At 63.9% G+C, this 18,024-nt stretch carries 15 protein-coding genes; 12 read left to right on the forward strand and 3 right to left on the reverse strand.

Annotation, left to right across the window (positions count from 1 at the left end):
- The first annotated feature begins 129 nt into the window (after nucleotides 1–129).
- From ACTUWL_RS06470 to gspM, 11 genes are all read left to right on the forward strand, one after another.
- Nucleotides 130–2,319: a tetratricopeptide repeat protein gene (locus ACTUWL_RS06470; protein ID WP_021077494.1), complete on the forward strand. Its 2,190-nt coding sequence runs from the start codon at nucleotides 130–132 to the stop codon at nucleotides 2,317–2,319.
- A gap of 183 nt (nucleotides 2,320–2,502) precedes the next feature.
- A complete protein-coding gene (locus tag ACTUWL_RS06475) occupies nucleotides 2,503–4,956 on the forward strand; it encodes a tetratricopeptide repeat protein (protein WP_106940330.1) in 2,454 nt (817 codons plus the stop codon).
- Nucleotides 4,957–5,201: 245 nt separating this feature from the next.
- On the forward strand, nucleotides 5,202–5,834 hold the full coding sequence (locus tag ACTUWL_RS06480; RefSeq protein WP_021077496.1) for an RNA polymerase sigma factor: 633 nt from the start codon (nucleotides 5,202–5,204) through the stop codon (nucleotides 5,832–5,834).
- A 125-nt stretch (nucleotides 5,835–5,959) separates the two neighbouring features.
- Nucleotides 5,960–7,675, forward strand: a complete 1,716-nt coding sequence (locus ACTUWL_RS06485; RefSeq protein ID WP_021077497.1) for a GspE/PulE family protein — start codon at nucleotides 5,960–5,962, stop codon at nucleotides 7,673–7,675.
- A 7-nt stretch (nucleotides 7,676–7,682) separates the two neighbouring features.
- Complete coding sequence (locus ACTUWL_RS06490) at nucleotides 7,683–8,888, forward strand: type II secretion system F family protein (RefSeq protein ID WP_021077498.1); 1,206 nt, start codon at nucleotides 7,683–7,685, stop codon at nucleotides 8,886–8,888.
- A 9-nt stretch (nucleotides 8,889–8,897) separates the two neighbouring features.
- On the forward strand, nucleotides 8,898–9,347 hold the full coding sequence (locus ACTUWL_RS06495; RefSeq protein ID WP_021077499.1) for a prepilin-type N-terminal cleavage/methylation domain-containing protein: 450 nt from the start codon (nucleotides 8,898–8,900) through the stop codon (nucleotides 9,345–9,347).
- 28 nt (nucleotides 9,348–9,375) lie between these two features.
- Complete coding sequence (locus ACTUWL_RS06500) at nucleotides 9,376–9,786, forward strand: hypothetical protein (RefSeq protein ID WP_035650418.1); 411 nt, start codon at nucleotides 9,376–9,378, stop codon at nucleotides 9,784–9,786.
- Nucleotides 9,783–10,520, forward strand: a complete 738-nt coding sequence (locus tag ACTUWL_RS06505) for a PulJ/GspJ family protein (RefSeq protein ID WP_021077501.1) — start codon at nucleotides 9,783–9,785, stop codon at nucleotides 10,518–10,520. Before ACTUWL_RS06500 ends, ACTUWL_RS06505 begins: the two co-directional genes overlap by 4 nt.
- On the forward strand, nucleotides 10,517–11,458 hold the full coding sequence (locus ACTUWL_RS06510; protein ID WP_021077502.1) for a type II secretion system protein GspK: 942 nt from the start codon (nucleotides 10,517–10,519) through the stop codon (nucleotides 11,456–11,458). Before ACTUWL_RS06505 ends, ACTUWL_RS06510 begins: the two co-directional genes overlap by 4 nt.
- On the forward strand, nucleotides 11,458–12,507 hold the full coding sequence (locus ACTUWL_RS06515) for a PilN domain-containing protein (protein WP_021077503.1): 1,050 nt from the start codon (nucleotides 11,458–11,460) through the stop codon (nucleotides 12,505–12,507). The genes ACTUWL_RS06510 and ACTUWL_RS06515 overlap by 1 nt, the downstream gene beginning before the upstream one ends.
- Nucleotides 12,508–12,510: 3 nt before the next feature.
- Nucleotides 12,511–13,083, forward strand: coding sequence for a type II secretion system protein GspM (gene gspM, locus ACTUWL_RS06520; RefSeq protein ID WP_021077504.1), 573 nt, complete (start codon nucleotides 12,511–12,513; stop codon nucleotides 13,081–13,083).
- Nucleotides 13,084–13,109: 26 nt separating this feature from the next.
- On the opposite strand, the gene ACTUWL_RS06525 is transcribed toward gspM, so the two are convergent.
- The 3 genes from ACTUWL_RS06525 to ACTUWL_RS06535 form a co-directional block, all read right to left on the reverse strand.
- The gene (locus ACTUWL_RS06525) at nucleotides 13,110–14,057 is read right to left on the reverse strand and encodes a UDP-glucuronic acid decarboxylase family protein (RefSeq protein WP_021077505.1); all 948 of its coding nucleotides are present in this window, start codon (nucleotides 14,055–14,057) and stop codon (nucleotides 13,110–13,112) included.
- Between the two features lies 1 nt (nucleotide 14,058).
- Entirely contained in the window at nucleotides 14,059–14,514 is a 456-nt protein-coding gene (locus tag ACTUWL_RS06530) for a hypothetical protein (RefSeq protein ID WP_146160379.1), read from the reverse strand.
- A gap of 1,300 nt (nucleotides 14,515–15,814) precedes the next feature.
- The gene (locus tag ACTUWL_RS06535) at nucleotides 15,815–16,405 is read right to left on the reverse strand and encodes a TetR-like C-terminal domain-containing protein (protein ID WP_106940327.1); all 591 of its coding nucleotides are present in this window, start codon (nucleotides 16,403–16,405) and stop codon (nucleotides 15,815–15,817) included.
- A 537-nt stretch (nucleotides 16,406–16,942) separates the two neighbouring features.
- Here ACTUWL_RS06535 and ACTUWL_RS06540 point away from each other — a divergent pair.
- Complete coding sequence (locus ACTUWL_RS06540; protein ID WP_035650426.1) at nucleotides 16,943–17,914, forward strand: AraC-like ligand-binding domain-containing protein; 972 nt, start codon at nucleotides 16,943–16,945, stop codon at nucleotides 17,912–17,914.
- The last annotated feature ends 110 nt before the right edge of the window (nucleotides 17,915–18,024 follow it).

Raw genomic sequence — 18,024 nt, forward strand, 5'->3', positions numbered from 1 at the left:
CTCCCGAAAAACATCTTGGCAATACCTCGTCAGATGCTCTATGGACTCTGCGTCCGACAGCTCGCTGTCTGATCGCAAGTGATAGACAGAGCAATCTCCGCGGGCTTTCATTCAAGCGAGGCCTCCCACATGGAAGACAACTCGAGCGGGCGTCTTGCGATTCGTGTGGGGCATGGCGGCCATGCAATTTTGGCGCGCCCGCTGAACGGCGGCTATCCATCGACTGACCTGAAGCGGGCGCAAGCGCTGCATCAGGAGGGCGTGGCACACGCACGCCAGGATCGCTGGCGCCCGGCGCTGCGCGCATTCAACGAAGCGGTGCGGCTCGCGCCCGATCAGTCCGGCTTCAATTATTGCAAGGGCGTCGCACTGTGCCGGTTCGATCGCTTCGACGACGCGCGCGAGGCATTCGCCGCGGAACTCAGGGTGACACCGACGCATGCGCCGGCGCTTGCCGAGATCGGCACCTGCCTCGCACGCACCGGACGCACCCGCGACGGCATTCCCTATCTCCAGGATGGATTGCGCCTGCTGCCGAAGATGCCGCTCGCACAGTACAGCCTCGGCCTTGCGCTCCTGACCGAGAACCGGCGCAGCGAGGCCCTCGCGGCGCTGGACAAGGCGATCGAGCTCGATGCCGGAAACGGGGAAGCCTATCGCACCCGCGGCCTCGCCTATGTGATGGACGGACAGTTCGACAAGGCGGTCGACGATCTCCGGGCCGCCTCGACGATCGACAGCGACAATTACAAGGCGATCATCGAGCTCGGCATGAATTTCGGCATCGCCGCGCGCGACCAGCAGGCGGCGCGGCTGTTCGAGATCGCCGCCGAAAGCGCGCCGACCGTCGCGCTGCCGCAATATCTCTACGGCCACTTTCTGATCAATCACCGCGCGTTCGAGCGCGGGCTCAGCTATGTCGACCGCGCGCTGGCGATTGATCCGCTGCAGGCGGAGCATCATGTCGGCCGCGGCTTCGGATTGCTTGGACAAGGTCGCATCGAGGAGGCCGTCGCGGCCTACCGGCGCGCCGGCGAGCTCGATCCCGGAAGCGCCGGCATCGCCGGAACCCTGCTGTTCGCACTTCAGCACAAGCCGGGCGTGACGCGCGGCGAGCTGCTGCGCGAGCACCAGCGATGGGCGATGCTGTACCGGCCGAGCGCGCCGCTCAATCGTCTTGCATTCGCCAACGTGCCGGATCCGGCGCGCAAGCCGCGGCTCGGCCTGGTGTCGGCGGACCTGCACCGGCATGCCGTGTCGTTCCTGGTGCTGCGCGCCTTCGAGGCGCTCGCCGCGCTCGGCTACGAGATCTGTTGCTACAAGACCGACAGCAAGCGGCAGGACGACGATTTCAGCGAACGCTACAAGGAAATCTCGCTGTCCTGGCGCGACGTCTCGGGGATGGACGATCAGGCCCTCGGGCAACAGATTGCCGAGGACCGTATCGATGTCCTGTTCGATCTCGCCGGCCACACCGCCGGTAACCGACTCTCGCTGTTCGCGATGCGCGCGGCGCCGATCCAGCTCAGCTGGGCCGGCTATGTCGGCACGGTCGGGCTCGACACCTATGACGGTCTGATCGCCGATCCGGTGGAGATTCCGCCGGAGCACGACGCGAGCTATATCGAGCGCCCGATCCGCCTGCCCGACTGCTATGTCTGCTATCACCCGCCGGCCAAGGCGCCCGAGGTGCCGCCGCTGCCGAGCTTGAGCGGCGGCCGCTTCACCTTCGGCTGCTTCAACCGTCCGGCGAAGCTCAACAGCGAGCTCGGCAAGGCCTGGGCGCGGATACTCGAGCAGGTGCCGGATTCCCGCATCCTGATGGTTTATGGCGGCCTCGGCGAGACCAGCACGCGCGATGCGGTCTACAACGTGCTCGGCCAGGGCGGCATGCCACGCGAGCGGGTCGAGCTGGTCGGCGAAACCGAGCAGGACAAGCTGCTTGTGGCCTACGGTGAGGTCGATGTCGCGCTCGATCCGTTTCCCTATTCTGCCGGCGTCACGACGCTCGAGGCGATGTGGATGGGCGTTCCGACCGTGACCTTCGTCGGCGATACGTTCGCCGGCCGTCACTCGGCGGCCCATCTCACCGCGGCGGGACTGGGCAGCTTTTGCGCGCACAGCATCGACGACTACGTCGCCATGGCAGTCGGATGGACGCGCCGGCGCGATGAACTCGCCGAGTTGCGCCGTACGCTGCGCGACCGCGTCGCCGCCTCGCCGCTTTGTGACGCGCCGCGCTTCGCCGACAATCTCTCGCGCGAATTGATGAAGCTCTGGGCGGAGTGGTGCGAGGCCCGCACCAACGCGGCGGCCTAGAGCATGATCCGGAACAGTACGACGCGGGTTTCCGAAATGACCATGCTCGAACAACGAGCTAGAGCGCGATGACGATCCGACCTGATCTCATCGCGCGTCAGCCGCAATCGCGGGCGAAGCGGACAAAATAACGGGCCGTCGCTTGGCCGAACGACACGCAGGTCGAGAGTAAGGGGTGCGTTGATGTCGAAGGCAGGGATCAGCGAGGCGCAGACGATGCGTGCAGGGCTGGCGATGCTGAATCAAGCTTCGTCCGGGCGGCGCGCGGAATTCATCCAGACTGTCATGAACCGCGCCATCGCGCTGTTTCGCGACGGCCAGCTGGACAGCGCTGATCTGCTGCTCGAAACCATGGAGCAGGAACCCGCAGTGCGGCCACACGTCCTGCACATTCGCGGCGTGATCGCGCTGCAGCGTGACGATGACGAGCGGGCACTGGAGCTGATCGAGGAAGCAGTCAGGCTCAATCCAGCCGACGGAGAAGCGCATGGCAATCTCGGCGTCCTGCTGCTGAAGGGCCGCCAGTATCCGCAGGCGCTGGCCGCCTACACTGCCGCGCTGACGCTGCGGCCGGACAATCTAGCGGCGCAGCTCGGCCTTGCCCGCGCGCTGGCGATGCTCGAACTGAGCGATTTCGCCGACGAGGTATTCAGCGACCTGATCGCTGGCGCTCCCGATTACATCGATGCGATCGTCGATTTCGGATGGTTGCTCAGCGACACCAACCGGCACGACGCAGGCATCACGTTGCTACGTAGCGCGCTGGAACGATACCCGGAGCGCGCAGAACTGCGCGCCGTGCTTGCCGTCTGCCTGTTCGGCGTCGGCAGCTGGTCGGCGGCCTGGGCGGAGTATGAAGGGCGGCTGTCGGATCCGCGTGTCAGCAGGCATTTGATCTCGACCGACCGGCCCCGTTGGCAGGGTGAGGACCTTGCCGGCAGGACCATCCTGCTGCAATCCGAGCAAGGCTTTGGCGACACCATTCAATTCGTGCGCTATGCGCCGATGGTGAAAGCGCGGGGTGGCCGCGTAATCCTGCGAACGCCGCAAGTCTTGCTGTCCCTGATGCAAACCGTCGCCGGCGTCGATGAAGTGATCAGTGATACGACCATGGCGCCGGCATTCGACGTCCAGCTGCCGCTGCTGTCTTTGCCGCTGATCTTCGATACGCAGGTCGACGCCGTTCCGGCGACAATTCCCTACGTCGCTCCCGATCAGGATCTGGTCGCGCGATGGCGCGAGCGCCTCGGCGGCAATCCCGGCCACCGCATCTCCGTCGGCCTGGTTTGGCAAGGCAATCCCGGCCATCTCAATGATCAGCGCCGCTCGATCCGGCTCGATCTGCTACGTCCCCTGCTCGACTGTCCGGGCACACGGTTTGTGAGCCTGCAGATCGGCCGCGGACGCGAGCAGCTCGCCGATTTCGACGAGCGTATCCTCGATACCGCCGCACAGATCGATGTGGCATCCTTCGCCGATGCGGCGGCGATCATCGGCAATCTCGACCTCGTCATCTCGATCGACAGCGCGATCGCGCATCTTGCCGGGGCGATGGGAAAGCCGGTCTGGATTCTGCTCGCCAACGGCAGCGATTGGCGTTGGCTCCGGGATCGCAGCGATACGCCCTGGTATCCGCAAGCCCGGCTGTTCAGGCAGACAAGACCGGGCGATTGGGCGGAGGTGATTGGACGGCTGAACTCCGCGCTGAGGTCGCTCGCCGGGGCCGGCTCCGAGCAGACGACCGAATCGATCACCGACCAGATCATGGCCTCCGCGCTCAAGATGACGGTCCCGCACCAGGAGAATAACGCGCTGATGTGCGACGCCCTGTTCGTCGAGGCCTGCCGCCAGCATCGCGCAGGCAAGCTGGATCGCGCCACCAGACTCTTCGAGCACGTTCTTTGCCTCGATCACGGACACATCAACACATTGTGCAATCTCGGCGCGATCGAGCTCGGCCGCGGCCACCATGAGCGCGCCCACACGTTGCTGCAGACCGCAGTCACGACGGCGCCCGACCTGGCGCCGGCACGTATTGCGCTCGCCGACGTGCTGATCGCTACCCACAGGAGCGAGCAAGCGGTTGCGCAATACCGCAAGGCGATCGAGCTTGCGCCGACGAGCGTCGATGCGCACGCGGCCTACGCAAATGCGCTGCGAAAGCTCCGCGGTGACGAGCAGGCAAGCGGCATGCATGCCGATATGTTGAAGCGACAGCTACATCAGCATTACCGCAAGGCGCTGGAACTCGCGCCCACCAGCGACGCATTGCATGCGCAATATGCACTGGCCCTCTGCGAACTCGGCGATATCGATAACGCCATGCTGCACTTTTTGGCGGCAACGAAGATCAATCAGCAACAGTCTTCGGAATTCTACGAAGCGCTTGGTCGCGCATGTGCCGCGCGCGGCAATTCGCAGGGCGCGGAAATCAGCCTGAAACACGCGGTTGCGCTCGATCCGCGCCGGGTGACCGCCCATTGTGCGCTTGCCGATCTCTATCTCACGCTCGAACGCCCAGATGAAGCATCGACAAGTTTCCGTGAGGCGCTGGCAATCGATGCCGGAAGTGCTGCGGCCTTGCTCGGAATTGAGCGGGCGGTGCAGCGGAACACAATCGTCAGCGGAATATCGTGACATGCGTTTCCTCACCGGTGTTCGCTTCGTGCTCGACGCTTGCGAACGATCTTGTGTGGCCGCAGCCGTGACGCGCGCAGCACGCGTGCAGCACGCAGATCAATTCCGCATCATCGATCGTGGCGTGGCATGCCGTGACGTGAACACTCGCTGTGGTTTCATTTCCATGTCACCAATCGTCGCTAGAAATGTCGTGACGGACTTGAAATGTGACGATTGCCGCGGTTGGGGATGGGGCCCCTGCAATGAGCGACACCAATCGAACGGCGTTGCTCGCGCTCCTCGTCACAAGCTACGACGATCTCAAACAACGTTTGACACGGCGGACCGGATCGGCCGATCTCGCCGACGAGGCGTTGCAAGACACGTTTCTGCGCTTGAGCAAAGCGGACGGCATCGGACCAGTTCGCGATTTGCCCGCATATCTGTTCCGCGTGGCGATGAGCGCCATCAGCAACCGGCGTGTCGCCGAACGTCGCCGTCGCACGGTGCCGCAAGCGGATACGGTGTTCGATCTGCCGGACGAAACTCCCGGCCCGGACCGGATCATCGAGGCGCGATCCGAGATCAGTGCGCTCCGCCGCGCCATCCAGGAACTACCTGCGCGTCGCCGGGAGATCTTCATGGCGATATGCGTTGAAGAAATCCCGTTGCAACAAGTGGCGAAGCGGTTCGGCATCAGCGTGCGCACGGTCCAGGTCGAGATCAAGCAGGCGCTGGTGCATTGCGCGGTGTGCATCGATCGGAACGCGCAGATGCCGCGGGTCGGGTTTCGGCGTCGAAACCCGTTCAGCGAACGGGACCGCGCGGCGCTTCATCCAGCGAGCGAAAGCGATACGCTGCTTGGCCGGCGATTGCCGTTGGGCGGCAGCAGGTGATGCACGATGGCAAGGCAGATCCACATCGTCCGTCGCGCCGGGGTCGCCACATCGCGCCCGGCGCTTGAGCTGCAACATCCTCACCAAGGTCGACGTCGCAAGGTCGGGGCAGTCGGAGCGAAGCAATGCTAGCGCGTGACAACGGTGCGCCGGCGACACCTGTGGCGCCGCCGATCGACTTCATGGCGTACCTCGCCGGCCGGGGCGCGTTGCGCGACAGCCAGAAGGATGAAGGCGCTGGTCGCCCGCGCAACGGCGACGGGTCGGCCGGCCATGTCGACTGGAGCGCCGTCACCAAGCTGACGTCGTCGGCGCTGGCCGACGAGCTCGCCAGCTTTTACGGTTGCGACCGGGTTCGCCGCGACGACCTGGTGGACGGACGCTTTGCCGGCGCCGAGATGTCGACCCGGTTCCTCAAGGAGGAGCGCCTGTTTCCTTACGAGGGCGCGGCCGGAATGTTACGTCTGGCAGTGGCTTCCCCGATTGACGAAGAGACGTTGCGAGCGGTCGAACTCATGCTGCGCCGGCCGGTCGCGCTTGCGGCCGCGACCGCCGACGATCTCGAAGCCGCATTGGCGCTGCGGCTCGAGCCGGATCAACCGGGCGATACCCCGCAGGCCGCGACCGGCGCCGGTGAGGATGATCTCGACAATCTGCGTGATCTCGCGCGCGGCGCGCCGGTCGTGCGGGCGCTCGACGATCTGCTCCGCCTGGCCGTCGAGCAACGCGCGACCGATCTGCACATCGAGCCGACCGGCAATGCACTGCAGGCTCGCCTGCGCGTCGACGGCATGCTGAAGAACGTTCCGGCACCGCCGATGGCGATGGCCAAGGGCATCCTGTCACGCCTCAAGATCATGGCCGGCCTCAACATCACCGAGCGCCGACTGGCGCAGGACGGACGCGCGCACATTGTGGTCGGTGGCAACGGGATCGACCTGCGGGTCGCCACCATGCCGACGATGCACGGCGAATGCGCGGTCATTCGCCTGTTGCGCAAGGGGGCCGGCCTGGTCTCGCTCGACCAGATCGGGCTCAGCGCGCATCACGAGGCAATCCTGCGCAAGGCGCTGCTTGCCCCCTATGGCATGGTCATCGTCACCGGCCCGACCGGATCCGGCAAGACGACGACGCTGGCTGCTTCGCTCGCGGTGATCAACGAGCCCACCCGCAAGATCCTGACCATCGAGGACCCCGTCGAGTACCAGATACCGGGCATTACCCAGACCCAGGTGCATCCGGGCATCGGGCTTACCTTCGCATCCGCGCTGCGCTCCTTCATGCGGCTCGACCCCGACGTCATCATGGTCGGCGAGATGCGCGATTCCGAGACGGCCCATATCGGCGTCCACGCCGCGCTGACCGGCCATCTGGTGCTGACGACGCTGCACACCAACACCGCCGCTGGCGCCGTCACGCGCCTGATCGACATGGGAATCGAGAGCTTCCTGCTGGCCTCGTGCGCACGGGTGATCGTGGCACAGCGACTGGTCCGAATTCTGTGCGATCACTGCAAGGAACCGCACACCCTGTCGGCCGCCGACATCGCGGCCGACGAACGCTATGCAGCGCTCGGCATCGAGGCCGGTGAGGTGATCTGCCGGCCCAAGGGCTGTGACTGGTGCGGCTCGACCGGCTTCCGCGGCCGCAAGGGCGTGTTCGAGATCATGGAGATCGGTCCGGCACTGCGACGGTCGATCGGCCCGAAAACCGATGCCTCCGACCTCGAGGCCGTTGCCCGGCGCGCCGGCATGACCTCGATGACCGAGGACGGCGTCGCAAAGATTCGTGCCGGGCAAACCACGCTCGACGAGATATTCCGATTGACCATGAGCCTGTAGGACGGTCATGCCGCACTATCGCTACCGCGCGTTGACCAAGGCCGGCGAGATCATTCTCGGCGACGTCGACGCGCCGTCGCGCGAGGAGGTGCTGCGGCGGATCGAGTATCTCGGCCACCTGCCGGTCGAGGCCGAGGTCGCGGGCCGCAGCGCACTGCGCGCCGGTGTTTCAAGCGGGAGCCTGCCCCGGCCACGCGAGCTCACCACATTCCTCCGCCTGCTGGCCTTGCTGCTTCGCTCTGGACTGACGCTGGAAGCGGCGCTCCAGACCCTGGAGGAAGACACCAACAAGGCGGTGGCCCGTTTTGCCGGAGGGCTGCGTTCAGCGGTCTCCGGCGGCGACGGCTTCGCCGAGGCACTGGAGCGCCACAACCAGATCATCGAACAGATCTACATCGCGATGGTGCGCGCCGGCGAAGCGTCCGGCAAGCTGGAAGTGGTGCTGCGGGCGATCGTCGAGGACCGGACGCGGCGCGAGCAGCTGTCGCAACGGATCACCTCGGCGGTCCGCTATCCCATGTTCCTGGTCGGGTCGGCACTCGTCATCCTGTCCTTCTTCCTGCTCTATGTCGTGCCGCAGTTCGAATCGGTGTTCACCGAGCTGCGCGGACGTCTCAATTCCGGCGCGGCGTTTGCGCTCACGATGTCGACCTGGCTGCGCGCCCATCTCGACACGTTCCTTGGCGGCTGCGGCGCGGTGCTGTTGCTCGGCTGGCTGATGCTGCGCCAGCCGGCCGCGCGCGCATCGCTGATGGCGCTGCTCGCGACCATCCCCGGCATATCCGGCCCGATGCACGATCGCCGCACCGCCCGTTTCATCGGCACGCTCGGACTGCTGGTCGAGAACGGCGTCGCATTGCCGACCGCGCTGAAGATCCTGCGCGATATCATGACGGAGCCCCGCTACGCCGCGGCGGTCGAGCAGGTGCATGAGCAGGTGCGCAACGGCCGGCGTTTCATCGAGGCGCTGTCCGAGAGCGACCTGGTGCCGCCGCTTGCGGTCCGCATGCTCCGGGTCGGTGACGAGACCGGAGATCTGTCGGCAATCGCACAGCACGCCGCAGATCTCTACGAGCAGCGGCTCGCCATCGGCCTCGACCGGCTGATGGGCGCGATCGGACCGATCACCATCATCGCGGTCAGCATCGGCATCGGAACTCTGGTGGTATCGATCATGAGCGCGCTGCTCAGCATCACCGAGCTTGCGATGTAGGGATGGCCGATGGCGCGCACGACAATCAGCGGTTCGATGGCGGGCTCCACCCTGATCGAGATGATGGCGGTGATGCTGATCATCGCGATGTTGGCATCGCTGGTGGTGGCGACCGTTCCGGGCACCGGGCGCGGCAGCCTGAAGGCGCTGACGCTGCAAACCGTAGCGCTGCTGCGACGCGAGCGACTTGCGGCGATTCTCACCGGGCAGAGCCGCCGCGTGTCGCTCGACGGCAATACGCGCACGATCGTCGCGCAGGCCGGTACGATCGCGATCCCCCGCGACGTCCGGGTCGATGTGATTGGCGTCAACGAGCTCTGGTCGGGACGGCAGGCGGTCGTGCGGTTCGAGCCGGACGGCGCCTCGACCGGCTCGGTGCTGAAGTTCTCCTGGGAGAATGTGCGCTATGAGGTGGACGTCAACTGGTACAACGGCCGCGTTGCGGTCGATCTGCCCTGAACCTCGCGCAGCTGAGGCAGGGTTCACCTTGATCGAGGCGCTGGTCGCAATGGCGCTGCTCCTGGCGTTCGTATCGGTGCTCGGCCCGCATCTTTTTTACGCACGCAGGATCGCGGACAAGATCGACGGCCGTATTGCAGCTCAGGTCTTGTTGCGCACGATCCTGGATTCTCCGGTCGATCGTGCGATTCTCGCAAATGGAACGCGTGACGGCGAGACCGCCGGGTTGCGTTGGTCGGTCACGTCGGAGCCGATGTTCGTCGGTGCCATCGCCGTACGGCGGGACGCGCCGACGTCAACCCCGCCGGACAAGAAGGCGGAGGCGGCAACGAAGCGGCCGAACTGGATCGCGTACCATCTCGTTGCGACGGTGTCGTGGGCGCCCGGACAGATGGTCAGCGCGGATACGTTGCGGCTCGGACCTGAGGCTGACGAATGAGCACCCCACCTCGCAGAGTAGTCCATGCGTCGCGTGGCTTCACGCTGATCGAGGTGCTTGCCGCGCTCGCGATCGGGTCCGCGGTGATTGCCGCAACCGCGGTGCTGATCAACAACGTCGCGCTGAATTTCGATCGCAGGACGGGCCTGGTGGGAAAGACCGATCAGTTGCTGCTCGCGGTCGACCGCCTCGCGGCGGATATCGGGTCGGCCCGGCAGGTGAAACAGGGGGACGGCGCGGACGCGACGGCCGCCTTCGACGGCGACGCGAACCGGATGACGTTCGTCACCGGAAGCAGTGCGGGTGGTGGCCAGGGCGAGGAAGTCGTCAGCCTGCAGGTCGAGGAGACGGACGGTGTCAATCGTCTGGTCCGGCGCCGGGCCCGATGGCAAGGACAGCGCACGCCGTTCGCGGGCGTCGCGCTGCAAGACCCGGTCCGCATGATCGAAGGCCAGGTCGACATCACATTCGCGTTCGGAAATCCTGGCCCGGACGGGACCTTGTCCTGGAGCGCGACATGGGCCGGACAGCCGCTGCTGCCGCAGTTGGTGCGGCTGACCGTTCGGGATCGCGCGAGCGGCGCCGATCTGTTGCCTGGCGTTCAGTTTACGTTGCGCGCCGACGCCCCGATGGGCTGCGCTCAGCCCGGAGCCAACGCCGACTGCGTCACCGGCAAGTCCGGATCGCCAAAGGAGACACCGGTCAAGGGCCCGGCGCCGGGAGCACGCCGATGAGCAAGCATCATGCCCAACGCGGCATGGTTCTGCTCGCCGTGCTTTGGGCGATCGCGCTGTGCGCCCTCCTCGCCATGGCCACGTCGACGACGTTTCGCAGCCTCGCCGGCATCGTTCGGATCGACCGGGAGCGCGTGCAAGCCGATGGGCTGCTGGCCGCAGGGCTCGAGGCCGCCGCCGGCATCGTTGCGGCGTCGCGAGATGCTCCGCTTACCGAGCGCAGCTCCACGCTGACATTCGCAGCCGGATCGGTCCAGCTGACCGTCAGCGACGAAGGCGGCCGCATCGACATCGGAAGGGCCCCGGTCGAGCTGCTCGCGTCACTGCTGCGCAGTGTCGGTGCCGAGGATGACGATGCCGGCATCCTGGCGCAACGGATCGTCGCGCTACGCGAGTCTGCAGGGCAAGCACGACCGAACGATGCGCAGCCGCGGCCGAACGATAGGGCGAAGCCATCGGCGCCCGCCAAGCCGGACCAGCCCGCGGCCACGCCTGCTGCCGCACCGTTCACCGACATCGGGCAGATCGCCGGTATTCCCGGCATGCAGCCGCAGTGGATGGCCGCGATGGCACCGCTGATCACCGTGTTCGGCGGCGACGGCGTCGATCCGCTCACCGCACCGGTGGCGGTACTGCGGGCCCTGCCGTCGTTCGATGCGGAGCGTCTCGACACCTTCCTCGACATGCGGAGTTCTCCGTTGGTCGATCCCGAGCGGCTCTCCTTCCTGCTCGGACCGGCGCAGAAATATCTGAAGGCGCCGCAGACGCATGTGGTCGCGGTGAACCTCGTCGCCGGCACGACCGGCGGATACACCGCGAGAGCCAAGGCGTTCATCGTGCTGCTCCCCGACGACAAGCAGCCGTACCGGGTTCTGGCCTGGACACCGGTATCGCGGTTCGCAACGCCAGGTGCGGTCGCATCGCTGGAGGTGCCCTGATGAACATCGACGTGATCATGCGACGCTGGATCGACATCCTCGCCCGGCTGTGGCTCGGCTGGCAGGAGCGGCGCCGCGCCCGGCATTGGTTGAAAGTGACCAGGGTCGGCAGCGAATGGATTCTTGAAGACGCGAAGAAATCGACGAGATCGACGTCCGCGGCGGGGTCTGCAGGCATCGCGCTGCCGGACGAGATCGTTCGCGCCGCGCAGAAATCGTTCGTCATTCTCGAGCTTCCCGCCCCCGATATTGTTTCGCGCGCGATGACCGTTCCGGCACAGGCGCGCGATCTTCTGGCGGGCATCGTGCGCAATCAGATCGAGCGACTGTTTCCATGGCGGGCGAGCCAGGCCGCCTACGGCTTCAAGGTAGCCGCCGGCGCCGACGCAAATATCCTCAATGTGCAGGTCCTCGCCACCTCGCGCGCGACGCTCGACGAGGCATGCGGTGAGCTCCGTGCCCTGGGGCTGCGGGTCGATCGCGTCGTTGCAGGCAAGGACCGCGATGACGGAGCGATCACGCTGTGGTCGCGCCTGGCCCATGCGACCGACAGCAACCTGTCGCGGACACGCCGAATGGTCGCCGGCCTGATGATCGGAGCGGTCTGTCTGACGCTGGTCGTCAACGTCTGGGCCTTCATGAGTGCGGCATCCGCGGACGGCGACAGCGACGAAATCGGACCGCGCGTTGCGACGCTGCAGCGCCAGATCAGGGGCAGCTCGTCGAAAGCGGCCATCGCCTCGCTCGCGCCGGCCGAGCGGGCGCGCGCCCTGAAGGAGACGTCGCCGGTTGCAGTGGTGGTGGTCGAAGCGCTGTCCCGCGCCCTCCCCGATACGTCCTATCTCACCGAGATGAACATGGACGGCTCGACGCTGCGCATCACAGGCCTGGCAGGCGATGCGCCGTCGCTGATCGCGCCGCTCGAACGCTCCGGGCATTTCAAGGATGTGCATTTCTTTGCCCCGACCACGCGCAATGCCGACGGCGGCCGCTTCGTGTTCCATATCGAGGCGCGCGTCGAGCCGCATGTCAGGATCGATGGAGAGTGAACCGTGCCGAAGCCGAGGCTCAACTTCAAGTTCGACATCAGCCGCGAGCAGGTCTTCGCGGTCGGCGGCTTCTGCGCGCTGCTGATGCTCTGTGCGATCGCGATTGCCGGCGCGCTGCAGGCACGTTCCAACGCTCTGCAACACCTCGCCGAACAGCGCGACGAGCTGGCGGCGCTGGAGGCACATTCGCGGCCGGCTGCCAACAAGGGTGCACAGACCCAACGCCTCGCAGCGCCAGCAGCGGCCTTCCTGGATGCGCCGACCAGCGGCCTCGCCACCGCGCAGTTGCAGGCCTATCTCTCCGAACTGGTGACAAGCGAGCATGCCGTCCTGGTCTCGTCGGGCGTTCCCGCCGAGCGCGACGACAAGAGCGACGCCATCAGACTGCAGATCTCCCTGAATGCCACGCTTTCGGCGCTGCAGACATTGCTCTACCGGCTCGAAAGCGGCACCCCCTATGTGTTCGTCGACGCACTGCTAGTGCAGCCCGGAGGATCGGCCGAACGCAGCGCCGGCGATCTGGTGTTGAAGGTCAATCTGACGGTGCACGCCTTCTGGCGCCGCAGGACGGCTTGACCGACGGTGTCCCAATCGGACGGATGCTATTCGGCCGCCGCTTTCAACTGGCCGCGGAAGTAGCCGATCGTTCGCTCGAGGCCACGGCCGAGATCGATAGCCGGCTCCCAGCCGAGCACCGCGCGCGCCAGCGAAATGTCCGGCTGCCTTTGCCGGGGGTCATCGGACGGCAGCGGCGCGAACACCAGTCTGCTTCTTGATCCGGTCATTGCAATGACCTGCTCGGCCAGTTCGCGGATGGTGAACTCTCTGGGATTGCCGATATTGATTGGCCCGGTGAAATCGTTCGGCGTGTCCATCGCCCGGATCATCGCCTCGATCAGATCGTCGACGTAGCAGAAGCTGCGGGTCTGGCGGCCGTCACCGTAGATGGTGATATCATTGCCGCTGAGCGCCTGGACGATGAAGTTCGACACCACCCGGCCATCATTGGGGTGCATGCGGGGCCCGTAGGTGTTGAATATCCGCACGACCTTGATCCGCAGGCCGTGCTGTCGCCAATAGTCGAAGAACAACGTCTCGGCACAGCGCTTGCCTTCATCATAGCAGGAGCGCAGTCCGATCGGATTGACGTGTCCCCAATAGGCTTCGACCTGCGGATGGATTTCCGGATCGCCATAGACCTCCGAGGTCGACGCCTGGAGGATCTTTGCCTTCACGCGCTTGGCAAGACCAAGCATGTTGATGGCGCCGTGAACGCTGGTCTTGGTGGTCTGCACCGGATCGAACTGGTAATGAATCGGCGAAGCCGGACACGCCAGATTGTAGATCTGGTCCACCTCGACATAGAGCGGGAACGTGACGTCGTGGCGCATGACCTCGAACCGGGGATTGCCGACCAGATGCGCAATGTTGGCCCGGCTGCCGGTGAAGTAATTGTCGACGCAGAGCACATCGTGGCCCTGCTCGACGAGCCGCTCGCACAGATGTGAGCCAAGAAATCCGGCCCCGCCGGTCACCAGCACTTTTGCCACGTCACTCCCTCTTCATGTCCGAGCCTGAAGGCGGTTGCCAGACCCATGCGCGTCGACGCGAGGGAACGTAGCCGGCGACATGCGAACAATCGCCGCCCTGTGAACCGAACACCATCCACTGCGTGACTTTCCAGATTTCGTTGCGTCGGAGCGCCGCCCCGGCAATGACGCAGTTATTCCAGGGAGCAACCACGAACTGGATATCGTAGCAGCCCGGCACGATGCGCGAGACCGTGTGCAATCGCGACGGCGGCAACGCCTCGGTAAATTGATCCGGCCCCCACTGCCCCGCTCCACACGGCGAAATGTAGAGATGCTGCAGCGGCGTGTTGGAGGCATTGACGATGGTGAATTCAGCCGCATCGGCGCGAGACGAGAGTATCGCCGCCATCGCCGTCAGAACGAGCTGTCGATAGGATGAGCGAAACATGGGGGCGAACGCACTGCGGACATTCATTGCAACTGCCGCGTGGCAGGCAGCGGACGTTAGCATCGCGCCATTGCAGTTTTGTGGCGTTTCCCGTTGTAATTGTCTTGTCCGCACTGCGTTGCGCGAATGACTGCGCAGTGTCGAACGTGCGCAGTTGATCGTTTCGTAGCGCTTGCGTTTTGCGTGATGCGAGAAGAGCTGATGCGACTTCGCGCAAATATCCGATCGCTTGGTGAGGTGCGACGATTCACGCCGGGCTAACGTGCAAAAAATTTCTCGCGTGTCGATCCGAATTTCGCCTCAACGTCGAGCAGTGTCGGCGGTGAGAGCTGCGTCGTGACGGCGCAGATGATCTGACGACACGCCCGCACTCTCGAGCCGGTCTTCGCCGGCCTCCATGTCAAGCATTTTCGCCTGCGCGCCACAGAGCGACGGCCGAGGATATTTTTCGTCTGCGGCGAATCCGGCATGATTTGAACATCGCTCAACCTCGCGCGGCGGCGCGACTCGATGCCGAGCACGGGTCGACTTGGAGCCAACGCCGCATTCCTTGTGCGCAAGCCGGTCCCTGTCCTCAACGGCCGCACGGGCCTGGACCGGGGCGAATCTATTTTTCTATCAAAATCAACGACTCAATTACTGGCTGGGGCGGGAGGGATCGAACCTCCGAATGGCGGAATCAAAACCTGCTTGTTTATTCAATGATTTCAACGCGCGTTTGCACAATCATCCCGTTTAGCGAGCCTTGCTCGGCGAGGGATAAAAAGCTGGTGAACTACCGATCGGGTGGAACCACAAATAGACAGCCAACAGCCATCCCGGATTAGCGCCTCCCCTGCTATCGCTGCGGAGCTTGTGGTGGCGCGTCGCCAGACGAACAGTGGCGACATTTTCGCGCAGGTCATTGAGGATTCCAGGCCATCGAAGAACCAGAGCACGCTCTCGATGAACTTGAAAGTAACTCGATGATCTACGGCCACTTGCCGGCAAAGAAGCGCTGTTTGCGGCGGTGGTGGCCCGCACCATCGAGGACAAGTTAACGAGCCTTGGATAGCAATCGTCGAGAGAGTGGTCGAGGAAACGCTTGGCATGGTGGGCGAGACGATCGCGCAATCGCAGCGGTTCCCCGAGCCGAAGAGCCCTCGCGGGAGAGCCGGTGCCACTCGTTTGGCTGGACACTCGGCGGAGGTGATCGTTAGCTCCGTTGGATGGGGGACCGCGTACGCTCTGCGCGCTGCCGCCAACTTTCGGAGATTGAAACGGACGAAGGGCTCACTAGATCCTCGGATCGCTCGTCACCGCGGACACACCATGTCGTAAACCCAACTCAGAGCCGGCCTGTCTCGCTGACACGCAGACCCGCAATAAAAATATCCAGCGCCAGCTCGTATGCTTCATCGTAAGAAAATGTATGTAAGAACGCATCCATGAATTCGTGCAGGGCAAAGCCGCGGACCAGACATCGGAGAATTTGCAAGGCGACATCGCCTTTCCGGCCGCTGAGATTGCATTCAGCGAACACCGCGATCATGAACTCGTGGACCTCCTGATAAGCTCGATGCCATTCCGGACATTCGGTTACAGGTGCGCGAAAAGTCGTTGCAGCCAGTGCAGGGTGCTCGACCGCAAACCGGCGCATTTCAGTGGCGACTGCCCTGAGCGCCGAAAACGACGATTTGCCGTTCCGTGCGCTTTCGAGCCGACCCAAAAGATTCCGGCACGACCTGATCGCGAAAAACCGCCGGATCTCCGGAATGCTGGTGCGTGGTTCACCTGAGGCGAGTTCCAATTCGGCCGCAATGTCGTGCGCGAGCCGCTTGTCCCAGTTCGAGGCCAGGATTTCATCAATCGAGAAATCGCGCGGGTGCTTCATCGAGCGGATTCCTTTCCAGTGCGAAGCAAGGCTGCTGCCGTTCATAGTTGACTTCAAGTTTGTTGCCGCGGACCCAGACCCGCCTGCATCGTCGAAATACCGGCTTCGGGCCCGACGCGAAAATCAGAAAGAATCTGGTCAGGTCTTGCGGATCTCGGACCAACAAGCGCGCTCCGCCATCCCACACGCTTAGAACTTGGCAATCGGTCGACCATGACTCGTCAAGGGCGACGCACCGCGCATCCAACGGATCAGTGAACGTGACCCTTTTCGGTTTGGCGCGAAGTGCTGGAAAGCCTAACGTCTGAGGTCGGCCTTTCGCAGGATCAGATCCGGTCGATTGCCTTGGAGCTATCGACGGAGGCTTCTTTTCGTGTCCGGACGTGTTCAGCATCGTTGCACGGCGCAAGTCGTTTTATGGATATTCGACGGGACTTTTGAGTCGCTATTTCTTCGACAGTTGGCTAAGGCGGACGCATTCCTGGGAATTTTCGAACAAGACTGAGCATAAGCCCCTCCTCGGGGGGCGCTCGGTCGAATGAGCGCCATTGCTCGGCCAAACGACGGTAAAGGGATCGTTACTTGCGGACAGTTTTCACAACCGATCAGGTGCATGCTCGCGACCGATTTGACTATTGGCATAGCGTCGCTTGCCAACGGATCGTGGAGCACGAGACGATCCCCGCGGATCGGTTGAACTTTGGGGCCTCAATTGAGGTTGGCGGCTTGGGCAATCTGGAACTTGTCCAGTTTCGCAATTCTCCTATGCAGGTAAGCCACACCCTCGCGCAAGCGACTCGCGCGCGTTCCGACCAACTATTCGTGTGTTACCAGGTCTCCGGTTCCGTCTTGATCGCACAAAATGCACGCGAAGTGACTTTGAGCGCGGGAAACCTCACGCTGATCGATCCATTGCTTCCATATGACTGCAGGTTCTTTGATGGCTCGAAGACGCTCGTTTTGAAGGTGCCGCGGCTCGAGTTGCGAGCCCGCCTTGGTCGAAATCGGGAACTTGTCGCCCGTCTCGTCCGTCCGATCCGGGTCGATGACAGCCTGACCCTGACGCTCACTGGGATGCTGCCCTCTCTCGCCGCGAAGATGGCGTCTGTCACGGAGGAGATGGTGGGCAATCACGCGGTGGACCTGATTGCCTTGTCCATCGCCCGAACTCTTGAGGGCGGAAGTGTTCGGGTTTCGTCATCAAAGGCGATTTTGCTTGCTCGTATTCGTACGGCGATAGAGGCGAGGCTGACCGATTCGAATCTGCATGCACAGGACATAGCTGAAGCGGTCGGCATCAGTGTTCGCTATGCGAATGAACTCTTGTCAGCGCAAGACACGTCCATAATGCAACTGGTGCTGGCGAGGCGTCTGGCCCGGTGCCGATACGCTCTGGAGGATCCCGATCAGGCTCATCGTACTGTGAGCGAAATAGCATATGGGTGGGGATTCGGTGATCTCACTCACTTCGGGCGGAAATTCAAAGCCACTTACGGCATTACCCCAAGCGAATGCCAGGTGCTGGCTCGCCGGATGCAAGTGATCACGACTTGAAGCTGAAAATTACATCGCATTCACCAACGTCAATTGCATCGGGCGAACTTCGCGAGTGCGACCGCTGACAATTTGCAGTGGCGCCGTGACAATCGTCAATGCAGCCGTTG

It is taken from the genome of Bradyrhizobium sp. WCU1, from assembly GCF_053474805.1.